The following is a 12398-nucleotide window of genomic DNA, read 5'->3' on the forward strand; positions in this document are numbered from 1 at the left end:
GCGCCGCCTGTTGATTGCCGCCAATTTGCGTATCGGGAGCGATATCGTCCAATATATTTTGAGGTGCCGTGTGAAAGCTTGTACGTATCACTCGGCCGACGTCATCGAGGCAGGTGTCCATGGAAATTCGGCATGTCCGCTACTTTCTCGCGGTGGCGGAGGAAGCAAGCTTTCGTCGCGCGGCAGAGCGGCTGAACATCAGCCAGCCCCCGCTGAGCAGCCAGATTCGCGACCTTGAGCAAGAGCTCGGAACGACGCTGTTCCATCGTTCCGCGCAGGGCGTCGAGTTGACGATGGCCGGTAAATTCCTGCTGGAGCCCCTCCGGGATCTCCTCGATCGATTCAACAACACTCTCGCCTTGGCAAAATCCGCCGGGCGCGGTGAAGCTGGTCGGCTCCGCATCGGCTTCCTGGCGTCGGTTTCAATGCACGAAATGTTCCCGCGCATCCTGAGAGCGTTCCGCCAGCGCTATCCCGATGTCGTCCTCGACATGTCTCATCTGCCGACCGGGACGCAGCTTGAGATGCTGGCGAATGATCAGCTCGATCTCGGTTTTTTGCGCCCGCTAATGCCAAGTTCGCCGTTGCGGAACATCCAGATGATCGAGTTATGGCGCGACAGGCTCGAGATTTTCTTCTCGGCCGACCATCCGCTTTCTCGCAGCGATGGCGCGGTCGACCTGGAGGCTCTTGCGGATGAGGCCTTCGTCACGTTCAAGCGGCAGGTCGGCAGCGGCTTGTTCGAGCATACGCTGGCGCTCTGCAAAGGCGCCGGTTTCGTCCCACGGGTGGTGCAGCAGAGCAGTGACGGCGGCGCGTTGCTCGGCTTCGTCGGCGCGGGGCTCGGTGTCGCCATCCTGCCGCGGGTCTACGCCACCAGAGGCTTGCCCGGAGTTGGTCATCGCGAGCTACGTGCGCGCGATGCGAATACCGGAATCGCCTTGGCGAGGACCTTGAACAAGCCGGCGCCTCTCGCGGAGCGCTTCCTTCGACTCGTCGAAGAGGTTCGTGACGCAGGTTCCGATGATCTAATGAAGCCAATCCCAGGTTGAGCAGTGTCGGAATGGCAGGCGCTGCCTTTCGTCCTGTTGCGCCCCGAATTTAGGCGGCGGCGGAGAATGCCGGGCCGCCTGCCCTGCCATGAACGGCGGCTGTTCTGTCAGGCCAGCCGCGCGACCAGATTTTCCAGCGCTTCCTGCCGGCCGCTCCTCGGCGATGGGCCGGCGCCGCTTGCTTCGGCGCGCGCTGCCAGAGCACTCAAGGCAGTCTCGCCTGCGAGGATCTTCTGTCCTTCGGCGCCGGACCAGCCGGCATAGCGTGCCTCCCGCTGCGCATCGAGCGTCCCGTCCTGCACGATTCGCTCCGCGATCAGCAGCGCGCGCGCCATCGTGTCGATGCCGCCGACATGGGCGTGCAGCAAATCCGCGACGTCGACGCTCTGACGGCGGATTTTGGCGTCGAAGTTGAAGCCGCCATTGCCCAGGCCGCCATGCCTGACGATCTCCAGCATCGCCAGCGAAAGATCCTGGGCATTGTTGGGGAATTGGTCGGTGTCCCAGCCGTTCTGTGGGTCGCCGCGATTCATGTCGATCGAGCCGAGCAGGCCGAACGCCGCAGCCGTCGCGATCTCATGCTCGAAGGAGTGACCCGCCAGCGTCGCGTGGTTGGCCTCGATGTTGAGCTTCACTTCGCCCAGCAGCTTGTGCCGGGCAAGGAAGCCGTAGACCGTCGCGACGTCGCGATCGTACTGATGCTTGGTCGGCTCCATCGGCTTCGGCTCGATCAGGATCGTGCCCTTGAAGCCGATGCGATGCTTATGCTCGACGACGAGGTTGAGGAAGCGGCCGAGTTGGGCGTCCTCGCGGGCGAGATCGGTGTTCAGCAAGGTGTCATAGCCCTCGCGCCCGCCCCAGAGCACGTAGTTTCGGCCGCCGAGCCGCTGCGTCGCCTCCAGCGCATGCTTCACCTGGCCGGCGGCGAAGACGAACACGTCGGGGTCGGGATTCGTGGCCGCGCCGGCCATGTAGCGGGGATGGCTGAACAGGTTGGCGGTGCCCCAGAGCAGCCTGATGCCGGTCCGCTGCATATGCGCCTCGACACGCTCCAGCACGCGGTCGAGCATGGCGTTGCTCTGGCGCAGGCTTTCGCCTTCCGGCGCGACGTCGCGGTCGTGGAAGCAGAAGAATGGCAGGCCGAGGCGTTCGAGGAAGGCGAAGGCCGCGTCGGCCTTGTCGAGAGCGGCCTCGAGCGGGGCACCGGAGAACCAGGGCCGTTCCAGGGTCGGTCCGCCGAAGGGGTCGAGGCCGTTGGCGACAAAGGAATGCCAGTAGGCGACGGCCGGGGACAGCCAGTCTTCCATGCTGCGCCCCAGCACCTGCCGGTTCTTGTCGTAGTAACGCAGGGCGAAGGGATCGCTCGCTTCGGAGCCGACGAAGCGGATGTATGGGAGTTGGTCGAAGACGGTCATGATATGCGTCCCGTATCCGCGAAGAGCCGATGAAGGGTGGGGTAGAGAGAACGATAGATCGCGCGGCGCCGTGACAGCGCTTCCGCAAGCCCGGGCTCCGGCGCGTACCGCGCGGTCACCGGCGGACGCGCCGCGGCATCCGCTAGGCTGGCATCGCCGGCCGCGACCCGCGCCAGGCGCGCGGCTCCGAGCGCCGGACCGACCTCGCTGCCGGCGACGGTGTGCAGGGGGCGGCCGAGCACGCTCGCCAGGAGCCCCAGCCAGAATGGGCTGCGTGCGCCGCCGCCGATCGCGGTGAGCTCCGCGATCGGCCCGCCGCGCGCCTCGAGCGCGTCGAGGCCGTCGGCGAGGGCGAAGGCAACCCCCTCCAGAACGGCGCGCGTCAGCGCGGCACGGCCGGTTTCGCCGGAAAGACCGAAGAAGACGCCGGCTGCGGCCGGATCGTTATGCGGGGTCCGTTCGCCCGAAAGATAGGGCAGGAAGACCAGCCGCTCCTGCGCCGGCGCGCTTTCCGCCTCGCGCAGCAGGCTGGCTTCATCGGCGCCGAGCAGCCGGGACAGCCAGGCGAGCGAGGCCGCGGCAGAGAGGGTGACGGACATGCGATGCCAAGTCTGCGGCACGCAATGGCAGAAGGCGTGCACCGTCCGCTCCGGATCGGCCACATGGCCGGAATCGCTGACGAAAATGACGCCGGAGGTGCCGAGCGAGAGCAAGGCGTTGCCGGGATGGACGCAGCCGATGCCGAGCGCCCCCGCCGCATTGTCGCCGCCGCCGCCGGCAACGGGGATACCGGCCGGCAGGCCGAGAGCGCGGGCAGCGCCCGGCTGCAGCCTGCCCGAGACCTGCGTGCCTTCGACGAGGTGCGGCATCCGGGTTTCGTCGAGGCCGCAGGCTGCCAGCATCGCCGGTGACCAGCGCCGGGCGGCGGTGTCGAGCCAGAGCGTGCCGGAGGCGTCTGACATGTCCGAGGCGAGCTCCCCCGTCAGCTCGCGCCGCAGCCAGTCCTTGGGCAGGAGCACGGTGGCGATCTGTGCGAATAGCTCGGGCTCGTGCTTTCGTACCCAGAGCAGCTTCGGAGCCGTGAAGCCAGGCATGGCGAGATTGCCCGTGATGGTACGGCTTCTAGGCTCCGACGCTTCCAGCTCGTGGCATTCGGCCGCGCTGCGCCCGTCGTTCCACAGGATGGCCGGGCGCAGCACCTGTCCGGCGCGGTCCAGCAGCACCGCACCGTGCATCTGGCCGGCGAGCCCGATCCCGCCCACCCCGGAAAGGTCATGGCTGCGTGCGAGCTCGGCCGTGGCTCGGCAGGTGGCGTCCCACCAGTCAGCCGGTCGCTGCTCGCTCCAGAGCGGCTGCAGCGCGGCGACGGTCAGAGGGGCCGTGGCATGCCCGACGAGACCGCCGTCCTCGCCGGTCAGCACAGCCTTGACGCCGGAAGTCCCCAGGTCGATCCCGATATGCATCAGGCCTCGACGGGTTTCCAGGCCGAGTTCGCAGCGCTGGAGGCGACCGCCGCGGCGATGAAGGCCATGCCACGCAGACCTGCGGCGATGCCCGGCACCAGCATGCTGGCCGGATCGGGAGATCGCTTCTCCAATCGCGCGAAGATCTGCTCCGCCGCGTCGCGATAGAGCTGCGCGAAGCCCTCGAGATAGCCCTCCGGGTGCCCGGCGGGGATGCGGCTGGCATGGGCCGCTGCTGTGCCGGCGCCGGCCCCGGCGCGCCGGATGGTGCGGGGAGGCTCGCCATGGGGGGCGAACAACAGGCGATTGGGCTCTTCCTGCGCCCATTCAAGCCCGGCCTTGTCGCCATAGATCCGCAAGCGCAGTGCGTTCTCGTTGCCCGGCGCGACCTGGGATGACCAGAGCATTCCGCGCGCGCCGCCCGCGAAACGCAGCAGCAACTGCGCGTCGTCGTCCAGCCTCCGGCCGGGGACGAAGCATGTCAGTTGCGCCGCGACAGCCTCGCAGCTGAGGCCGCTGACGAACTCGGCGAGATTGAAGGCGTGGGTCCCCAGATCGCCGAGGCCGCCGGCGGCGCCGGCGCGCGCCGGATCGGTGCGCCAGGCCGCTTGCTTCTGGCCGGTTTCCTCCAGCCGGGTCGTCAGCCAATCCTGCGGATATTCCGCCTGCACGACGCGGATCGTGCCGAGCTCGCCCGACTCCACCATCTCGCGGGCCTGCCGGACCATCGGATAGCCGGTGTAGTTGTGGGTCAGGAAGAGCAGGCCGCCGCCTCGGGCCGTCGCCGCAGCGATGGCTGCGGCATCCTCGTTGCGATGGGCGAGGGGCTTGTCGCAGATGACATGGATGCCTCGCTCAGCGAACGCGCAGGCTGGCCCGGCATGCATGTGGTTTGGCGTGACGATGGCGACGACGTCGATGCCATCCTGCCGCGAAGCTTCCCGCTCGGCCATCTCGGCGAAGTCTGCGTAGCTGCGCTCGGGAGCGATGTGGAGTTCGGCTGCGCTCGCCGCAGCCCGGGCCGGGTCCGACGAAAGCGCCCCTGCCACGAGTTCGTAGCGGTCGTCGAGCCGGGCGGCGATGCGATGCACTGCTCCGATGAAAGCGCCCTGGCCGCCACCCACCATCCCGAGGCGCAGCCGGCGGCGCACCGTACCGTTGCTCTTGCCCTCGATTGCCATCAGCCGATCCCCAGCAGCAAGCGGTTGGTGGCCTCGTCGACGCCGCTGGCCGCGAAGTCGTCGAAGGCTCGTTCCACGGCCTTGATCAGGTGGCTGGCGATGAACGGGGCCCCTTCGGCTGCGCCTTGCTCGGAATCCTTGATGCAGCACTCCCATTCGAGCACGGCCCAGCCGTCGAAGCCGTATTGGGTCAACTTCGAAAAGATCCCGCCGAAATCGACCTGACCATCGCCCAGGGAGCGGAAGCGCCCGGCGCGCTGTGCCCAGGGCTGGAAGCCGGAATAGACGCCTTGCCGGCCACTCGGATTGAACTCGGCGTCCTTCACGTGGAACATCCGGATCCGCTCGCGATAGATGTCGATGAAGGCGAGATAGTCGAGCTGCTGCAGCAGGAAGTGGCTGGGATCGTAGAGGATGTTGCAGCGCGGGTGGTTGCCGACCTGCTCGAGGAACATCTCGAAGGTGACACCGTCGTGCAGATCCTCGCCGGGATGGATCTCGTAACAGAGATCGACCCCGGCCTTGTCGAAGGCGTCGAGGATCGGGCGCCAACGCTTCGCCAGTTCGGCGAACGCCGTCTCGACCAGCCCCGCCGGGCGCTGCGGCCAGGGATAGACGAAGGGCCAGGCCAGTCCTCCTGAGAAGGTGGCATGGGCGGTCAGCCCGAGATTGTGCGAAGCCTGCGCTGCGAGCAGCAGTTGTTCGACCGCCCATGCTTGTCGGGCCTTCGGATTGCCGCGCACTGCCGGCGCGGCGAAGCCGTCGAAGGCGAGGTCATAGGCGGGATGGACAGCCACGAGCTGGCCCTGGAGATGGGTCGACAGCTCGGTCAGCTCGACGCCCGCCTCGGCCAGGACGCCCTTGACCTCGTCGCAGTAGGTCTTGCTTTCGGCCGCCTTGCGCAAGTCGAAAAGCCTGGCGTCCCAGCTGGGAATCTGGACGCCCTTGTAGCCGTGCCCCGCCGCCCAGCGGGCGATGCCGGGCAGGCTGTCGAATGGCGCCCCGTCGCCCGCGAACTGGGCAAGAAAGATGGCTGGCCCCTTGATCGTCTTCATCCTTGATCCTCCCGTGGTGTCAGCGGGCGCCCTGAAGGCGCTTCAGATGGGATTGGCGACGAAAGCGCTGCCGCGGCACTGCTTGAGGTAATTCAGCGCGTGAACCTGGCCGGTCATCTCAAGCTCGCCCCTGTAAACGGGGTCGTGCCAGCCCTCGATGTCGATCGAGCCTTCGTATCCACCCAGGCGCAGCTCGCTGATGACGTCGGTCCAGTTGGTGTCGCCGAAGCCAGGAGTGCGGTGGAAGGCAAAGGGCAGCTTGCCGAAGATCCCGTTCTTGCGCACCACGTCCCAGCGCACGGTCGCGTCCTTGCCATGGACGTGGAAGATCTTCGGGGCCCATTTGCGCAGCTGCGGCAGCGGATCGATCAGGTAGAAGAGCTGGTGGCACGGCTCCCATTCGAGGCCGAGATTCGCGTTCGGAAGCGCGTCGAACATCAGCTCCCAGGCATCGGGATTATGCGCGATGTTCCAGTCGCCGGTCTCCCAGGTGCCGCCGTGCATCGGACAGTTCTCGAAGGCGATCCGCACGCCCTTGTCGGCGGCCCGGCGGGCAAGCTCGCCCCAGACTTGCTTGAAGCGCGGCAGGCTGTCCGGCAGCGGCTTGCCGCGCAGGCGGCCGGTAAAGCCGGTGACAGTCGTCGCGCCAAAGAGATGCGCGTTGTCGATCAGCTTGATCCAGCCCTCATGGGTCTCGCGGTCGATCTCGGTGTCTTCGAGCGGGTTGCCGAAAAGGGCGAGGGTCGGGATCGTCACATCGGCGTCCCCGATCGCCTCCTTCACCTGCTCGGCGAGGCGCGGCAGATCGTGACGGACATGCTGCCACCACATCAGCTGCAGGCTTTCGAAGCCGTGCGGCAGGATCTGGCGGATGTAATCGGGAGCTTCGCTCCGATTGCAGCGAACCATGGTGCCGATGCGGTTCTTCAATTGGGCGTTGGTCATGGCGGTCAATCCAGGGTTGGCGGTCAATTCAGGTCGAGAAGGGTGACGAGCTGTCCGGTCTCGGCGCTTTCGATGGCGGCGAAGACCATGGCGAGGCTTTTGATGTTTTCCGGCCCCGCGGTTTCGGGTGGGATGCCGGTGCGGATCGCCGCGACGAAATCTTCGATGACGCCGCGATGGCCGCCGACCCGGTCGCGCGGATCAAGCTCCGGGACGGGCACGCTTTCGCATTCGGAGAAGAAGCCGGGGCCGCGTATCACTTCGGCGCGGATTTCGTCGGCGCCGTCCCAGAGCAGGGTGCCGCGCGACCCGGTGATGCGCCAGGCGCTTTCCCAGCTCGTGCGTAGGCCTTCGGCACACCAGCTGCCGCGGTAGTTGAAGATCACGCCGCCGGCCATCTCGAACACGGCGATGGCGGCGGCGTCATGGGCATACCAGTACGGTCATGTGCGGGTAGAGCGCGTAGGACTGGAAGACCATTGCGACGTCGCGATGCATCGGTGCGACGTCGTTGACCTTCTCTTTGCCGATGAAGATATCGCCGCCGCTGATGTCCTCGAGCCCGGCGACCATGCGTAGCAAGGTCGACTTTCCGCAGCCGGACGGCCCGACGAGTGTGATGAATTCCTTGTCCGCGACATCGAGATCGACGTCCTGGAGGATACGGAGTGATCCGAAGTCCTTGCGGACTGCGCGCATCGTGACGGAGGCCATGTCAGCCCCTCGCTGAAGCGGGGGCGTGTTCTGCTACGTCGAAAGCCATCCCTCTGTCCTCACTTGGTGTTTTCCGTCCCTGGAAACCGCGTGCCTGTTCACGGCATGTTGTCGCGGATGAAGATGTCGATGCGGATCCGCTCCTGATCCGGCATCAACGGTTCCTTCAGGCAATGCGCGAGAAGCACCCGCGCCGCCGATCGGATTTCGTGGCCGGCATCCTGGTTGATGCAGGCATCCATGGTGCCGCGCACGAGGAAGCGGCGCGTATGCGGGGTGAGCTCGTGCCCGATAAAGATCACCTCGGCGGCGCGGCCGCTTGCCTCCAATGCTGCGGCTACGCCCCGATTGCCGGCCCCCATGTTGTAGAGACCGACAAGGTCCGGCATCTGCAGAAATTCTTCGACGATTGCCCGGTTGCGCTCGTTGTCGTCGCGTCCTTCTTGTGGAGGTTGCGCACATAGTTCCGGATATTCGCTTTCCAGCACCTGCGTGAAACCGAAGCGGCGCTCCGCGTGATCGCGCAGTGCCAGCGAGCCGGCGATCAGGCCGATGCGGCCCGTGCGGCGGGCGGCAAAGCGTCCCATCAGGGTTGCTGCGGTGCGGCCGGCGGCGGCGTTGTCGATGCCGATATAGCGAAGACGATTGGCCGTCGGTGCGTCCGAGACCAGCGTCACCACCGCTTTGCCAGCCGCCGCGAGATCGTCCAGCGCGGCACGGACGCGGGGATGGTCCAGCGCGATGGTCGCGATGCCGTCATAGCGTTCGCCCAGGCTCTCCAGCAGCGTGGCAAGGATGTCCGGATCAAAGACGTCGGCTTCCCGTACATCCACGAAGGCACGCTGGCTTTCCAGCCATTTCGCGGTCTCGGCGAGCTGGCTCGACAACAGCTCCACGAAGCTCGTCCGGCTCGCGGGCAGCACGAAGCAGAAGCGCAGCGATTTGCTGCCGCGAGCGAGCCGCACGGCAGCGGGGTCAGGGCGATAGTTCAGCTTGCTGATAGCGGCCTCGACGCGCCCGATCGTGCGGTCGTGCACGCCAGGGCGGCCGTTGATGACGCGATCCACCGTGGCGAGCGAAACGCCCGCCTCTTGGGCAACGTCTTCCAGGGTCACGCGATCGAAAGAGGAATTCATGCCGGCAGCATGACCTCAGATATTGAGGTGCGCAACTCATTTTTTGAAGTGTCGCGGGTCTCGCAAATATATGTGTCGTTGCCGGCGAGGCCCCGGTGCACGGATCATGTCGAGGAGGGAGGGGAAATCGGCTGTTTCGATCGCGTTGCGCAAACGCAAGTCGATGGGTTGGAAATGCGCTGGCGATCTTACGATCGATGTCATTCTGCTTATGTTATAAAAAATTGAATTAATTATCATTTTTAATGATGATGCGCGCCCCGTTGGGCGCCGTCCGCGTACAGGACTGCGAATGCCGCGGTCTTGAGAACTCCCATGCTGACGGCGGCGATGACCCGCTCCGGATCCGAGCGGAGCCTACCGACAAAATGTCGGGATGCCGCCGACGAGCGCGCCGCTGATCTGCCCCCGGGAGGCCATGACCGTGAGGGCGGCGGCAGCGAAGTCCGCGTCGCGATGGGCCGGGTTCGTGTCGCGGGAGACGGCTGCGAAGAGATCGATGTCGTCGCGGCCGACAATCCGCGCCAGCGCAGCGTTATCGCCGATGGCGAGCTCGTCGAAGGTGCGGTTTCTCGGAAGAGGCTGCTCCATTCGCAGCCTCATCGTTGCAGGACATAGCTGCCGGGGGCGTCGGCGAGAGGCGCATATCCCGTCGCCGGGGCGCCCATGGCGGGGGCGGGTACGCGCTCGGAGGTGGAGCGAGCCGCAAGCCATTCCAGCCAGGCCGTCCACCATGATCCTTCCCTGAGCTCGGCCGCGGGCAACCACTCGTCCGGGCCGCTCAGGACGTCGCCGTGATAGCGCGTCGCCATGCGGAAGCGACGGTTTGGCCGCCCCGGTTCGCTGACGATGCCGGCATTGTGGCCCCCGCTCGTCAGCACGAAGGTGACTTCGACATCCGTCAGCAGGTGGATCTTGTAGACCGAGCGCCATGGCGCGACGTGGTCGCGCTCCGTCCCCACGCAGAAGATCGGCGCGCGGATATTCTGGAGCACCGCCGGCCGGCCCGCGACCAGGAAGCGGCCGCTCGCCAGCTCGTTGTCGAGATAGAGGCGCCGCAGGTATTCCGCATGCATGCGATAGGGCATGCGGGTCGAATCCGCGTTCCAGGCCATGATGTCGAACATCGGGCTGCGCTCGCCCATCAGGTAGTCGTGGACGACCCGCGACCAGACGAGATCGTTGGAACGCAGCAGCTGGAAGGCCCCGGCCATCTGGTCGGCGGAGAGATAGCCGCGGTTCCACATCATGCTCTCGAGGAAGTGGAGCTGGCTCGGATCGATGAAGAGCGCGAGCTCGCCGGGCTCGGTGAAGTCGGTCTGGGCGGCGAGCAGCGTCAGCGAGGCCAGCCTGTCGTCGCCGGAGCGCGCCATCGCGGCGGCGGCGATCGACAGCAGGGTTCCGCCGAGGCAATAGCCGGCCGCGTGGATCTTGCGTTCCGGGACGATGGCGCCGACCGCGTCGAGCGCGGCCATCAGGCTCTCGCGGTAATCCTCCATGGCGAGGTCGCGATCCTCCGCCGTGGGATTGCGCCAGGAGACGCAGAAGACGGTGTGACCGTTCTCGACCAAAAAGCGGACCAGCGAATTCCCCGGCGACAGATCGAGGATGTAGTACTTCATGATCCAGGCCGGCACGATCAGGATCGGCTCGGCTACGACGCTCTCCGTCGCCGGCGCGTACTGGATCAGCTCGATCAGCTTGTCACGGAAGACGACCTTCCCCGGCGTCACCGCAACATCGCGCCCGACGACGAAGTTCTCGGTGCCCACGGGCGGCTGGCCGCTCGCCTGCCGCCCGACATCCTCGATCCAGTGGCGGAAGCCCTGGACGAAATTGGCGCCGCCCGTCTCCATCGCCTTCGCCATCACCTGGGGATTGGTGAAAGGCAGGTTGGAGGGCGAGAACATGTCGAGCATCTGGCGGGCGGCGAAGGACACCACGTCTTGATGATGCGGCGTGACCCCCGGAACCTCGTGGGTGGCGTTGTGCCACCATTGCTGGCCGAGCAGGAATGCCTGAGCCCAGTAGGAATAGGGCGGCCGATGCCAGCTCTCGTCGCTGAACCGGTTATCGCCCGGCAAAGGCTCGATGCAGGCGGGCGCGTCCGGCTGCATGAGGGCCGTCGCCATATGGGCGGCGAGTCGGCTCGCCTTTCTGCCGGCCTTGTAGGTCAGCTCCATGCGCTTGCCTGGTGCCGCCGCGAGATGCAGCATCCAGTCGAAATACGCGAGCGCCAAGGCGGCGGGCGAAAGCCCCCCGGTCAGTTGCGCGCCGAGCGCCTCCCGCATCCGGTCGATCGAGTGGAAGGCTTCGAGGCCTAGGGAATCGGCGGCTGGCGTGACGTCAGGCTTCATGCCGAGCTTCCCCAGAAGACGCCAGAGCGCCGCATTTTTCACCGCCCTCGAGACACAGCCGGAGAATTTGCTCCAGCAGGCTTCGCAGCCTGTCCCGGCCGCTGCGATCAAGGCGGCCGATGGAGAGAATATCATCGAAGACTGCCAAACCGCCGAAGCATGCGAGAATCATCGCCACACGCTCCGGCTGTGCTGGTCCTAGTTTTTCGGTGAGGTGGGTCGAAAAGCGAAGGCGCACGAAATCGCGCAGAACGGGCCCCGCGCGCTCATGGCCGAGCGAGCGCACGACAATATCCATGGGATCGATGAGCCCGAGCTTCGGGTCGAGACGTGGCGCAAAGAACAACGCCGCGAGGCTGACTGCTGGATCCGGTGCATCGAGCGCCTCGTCGAAGCGGCTGTCGAAGGCAGCTTCGAGCGTGCTTGCAAACAATTCCTCTTTCGATCCGAACGAACGGTGGACCAGCGCGACATCGACTCCGGCGCTGCCGGCAATGTCGCGAAGCTTCGTGCCTTCGTAGGAATGCTGCGAGAAATGCAGCATTGCGGCCTGCAAGATCCGCTCGCGCGTCCGTTGCGCAGATCGCTTCTTCGTTTCGGCCATCATCGCAGAAGCTCTAACCATTGCGCGAAAAATTCTACCAAAAGAATACCAACCGTCGTTGACTCAAATCAAGGTATCGCGAATGAAGGTGCGATCGCACGACGCGCTGGCCCCAATCTTGCGCTTCTATCGCCCGCTACGACTGTGCCGGCCCGAATTGAAACAGTGTGTATCGCGTGGGGCCACTATGAGTTCAAAGCCCGATCGTCTGCCTCTCATGAAGTGCCGCCATTCGAGCTGGCCATGAACATGACGCAGCATATCAACCCAAATCACGACCAGTGCGTCATTTTTCTCAAATGCGCCTTGCTTTGCGTTACCGAGAAAAATCCTGAAGACGAGCGTTTACGAAAGGCGATTGAGCTCGTCTTGGACGCTGCAAGCCATGCTGAGAGCGTTCCGCCTCCTTCAAACGTCGTCCAGTTCTGCCGAAGGGATGCGCGCCTCAACGACTGAACACTTCGCGCGCTTGCGCG

12 protein-coding genes and 1 pseudogene are annotated in these 12398 nt (G+C 65.6%); 2 read left to right on the forward strand and 11 right to left on the reverse strand.

All coding sequences use genetic code 11. From position 1 onward, the window contains the following. Positions 1-119: 119 nt before the first annotated feature. Complete coding sequence (locus AC1DIN_RS17100) at positions 120-1052, forward strand: LysR substrate-binding domain-containing protein (RefSeq protein ID WP_476810648.1); 933 nt, start codon at positions 120-122, stop codon at positions 1050-1052. A 107-nt stretch (positions 1053-1159) separates the two neighbouring features. Here AC1DIN_RS17100 and xylA read toward each other — a convergent pair whose 3' ends face one another. The 11 genes and pseudogenes from xylA to AC1DIN_RS17155 all read right to left on the reverse strand — a co-directional run bounded on the left by xylA (position 1160) and on the right by AC1DIN_RS17155 (position 11925). Next, complete coding sequence (gene xylA / locus AC1DIN_RS17105) at positions 1160-2467, reverse strand: xylose isomerase (RefSeq protein ID WP_476810649.1); 1308 nt, start codon at positions 2465-2467, stop codon at positions 1160-1162. After that, positions 2464-3930, reverse strand: coding sequence for a xylulokinase (xylB, locus tag AC1DIN_RS17110; RefSeq protein ID WP_476810650.1), 1467 nt, complete (start codon positions 3928-3930; stop codon positions 2464-2466). The genes xylA and xylB overlap by 4 nt, the downstream gene beginning before the upstream one ends. Continuing rightward, the gene (locus AC1DIN_RS17115) at positions 3930-5111 is read right to left on the reverse strand and encodes a Gfo/Idh/MocA family protein (protein ID WP_476810651.1); all 1182 of its coding nucleotides are present in this window, start codon (positions 5109-5111) and stop codon (positions 3930-3932) included. The genes xylB and AC1DIN_RS17115 overlap by 1 nt, the downstream gene beginning before the upstream one ends. Then, positions 5111-6166: a sugar phosphate isomerase/epimerase family protein gene (locus tag AC1DIN_RS17120; protein WP_476810652.1), complete on the reverse strand. Its 1056-nt coding sequence runs from the start codon at positions 6164-6166 to the stop codon at positions 5111-5113. The genes AC1DIN_RS17115 and AC1DIN_RS17120 overlap by 1 nt, the downstream gene beginning before the upstream one ends. Before the next feature lie 42 nt (positions 6167-6208). After that, positions 6209-7111 carry a sugar phosphate isomerase/epimerase family protein gene (locus AC1DIN_RS17125; protein WP_476810653.1) on the reverse strand — a complete coding sequence of 301 codons (903 nt, stop codon included), beginning with the start codon at positions 7109-7111 and terminating at the stop codon, positions 6209-6211. Between the two features lie 23 nt (positions 7112-7134). Next, complete coding sequence (locus tag AC1DIN_RS17130) at positions 7135-7518, reverse strand: Gfo/Idh/MocA family oxidoreductase (RefSeq protein ID WP_476810654.1); 384 nt, start codon at positions 7516-7518, stop codon at positions 7135-7137. A 31-nt stretch (positions 7519-7549) separates the two neighbouring features. Beyond that, a pseudogene (locus AC1DIN_RS17135) lies at positions 7550-7825 on the reverse strand (ATP-binding cassette domain-containing protein); the annotation flags it as partial. A gap of 98 nt (positions 7826-7923) precedes the next feature. Continuing rightward, on the reverse strand, positions 7924-8961 hold the full coding sequence (locus AC1DIN_RS17140; protein WP_476810655.1) for a LacI family DNA-binding transcriptional regulator: 1038 nt from the start codon (positions 8959-8961) through the stop codon (positions 7924-7926). 357 nt (positions 8962-9318) lie between these two features. Then, complete coding sequence (locus AC1DIN_RS17145; protein ID WP_476810656.1) at positions 9319-9552, reverse strand: hypothetical protein; 234 nt, start codon at positions 9550-9552, stop codon at positions 9319-9321. 8 nt (positions 9553-9560) lie between these two features. After that, complete coding sequence (locus AC1DIN_RS17150; RefSeq protein WP_476810657.1) at positions 9561-11318, reverse strand: PHA/PHB synthase family protein; 1758 nt, start codon at positions 11316-11318, stop codon at positions 9561-9563. Further along, entirely contained in the window at positions 11308-11925 is a 618-nt protein-coding gene (locus tag AC1DIN_RS17155) for a TetR family transcriptional regulator (protein WP_476766751.1), read from the reverse strand. Before AC1DIN_RS17155 ends, AC1DIN_RS17150 begins: the two co-directional genes overlap by 11 nt. 240 nt (positions 11926-12165) lie before the next feature. Between AC1DIN_RS17155 and AC1DIN_RS17160 the strand changes: the two genes are divergently transcribed. Further along, a complete protein-coding gene (locus AC1DIN_RS17160) occupies positions 12166-12378 on the forward strand; it encodes a hypothetical protein (RefSeq protein WP_476810658.1) in 213 nt (70 codons plus the stop codon). Positions 12379-12398: the final 20 nt, after the last annotated feature.

It is taken from the genome of Allobosea sp. 05T438, assembly GCF_056396025.1.

Bases quoted from the DNA above. Each gene is read 5' to 3' on its own strand.
- AC1DIN_RS17155 (WP_476766751.1), bottom strand. From the start codon at position 11,925: ATGATGGCCGAAACGAAGAAGCGATCTGCGCAACGGACGCGCGAGCGG.
- AC1DIN_RS17160 (WP_476810658.1), top strand. From the start codon at position 12,166: ATGAACATGACGCAGCATATCAACCCAAATCACGACCAGTGCGTCATT.
- AC1DIN_RS17145 (WP_476810656.1), bottom strand. From the start codon at position 9,552: ATGGAGCAGCCTCTTCCGAGAAACCGCACCTTCGACGAGCTCGCCATC.
- xylB (WP_476810650.1), bottom strand. From the start codon at position 3,930: ATGCATATCGGGATCGACCTGGGGACTTCCGGCGTCAAGGCTGTGCTG.
- AC1DIN_RS17140 (WP_476810655.1), bottom strand. From the start codon at position 8,961: ATGAATTCCTCTTTCGATCGCGTGACCCTGGAAGACGTTGCCCAAGAG.
- AC1DIN_RS17115 (WP_476810651.1), bottom strand. From the start codon at position 5,111: ATGGCAATCGAGGGCAAGAGCAACGGTACGGTGCGCCGCCGGCTGCGC.
- AC1DIN_RS17120 (WP_476810652.1), bottom strand. From the start codon at position 6,166: ATGAAGACGATCAAGGGGCCAGCCATCTTTCTTGCCCAGTTCGCGGGC.
- xylA (WP_476810649.1), bottom strand. From the start codon at position 2,467: ATGACCGTCTTCGACCAACTCCCATACATCCGCTTCGTCGGCTCCGAA.
- AC1DIN_RS17125 (WP_476810653.1), bottom strand. From the start codon at position 7,111: ATGACCAACGCCCAATTGAAGAACCGCATCGGCACCATGGTTCGCTGC.
- AC1DIN_RS17100 (WP_476810648.1), top strand. From the start codon at position 120: ATGGAAATTCGGCATGTCCGCTACTTTCTCGCGGTGGCGGAGGAAGCA.
- AC1DIN_RS17150 (WP_476810657.1), bottom strand. From the start codon at position 11,318: ATGAAGCCTGACGTCACGCCAGCCGCCGATTCCCTAGGCCTCGAAGCC.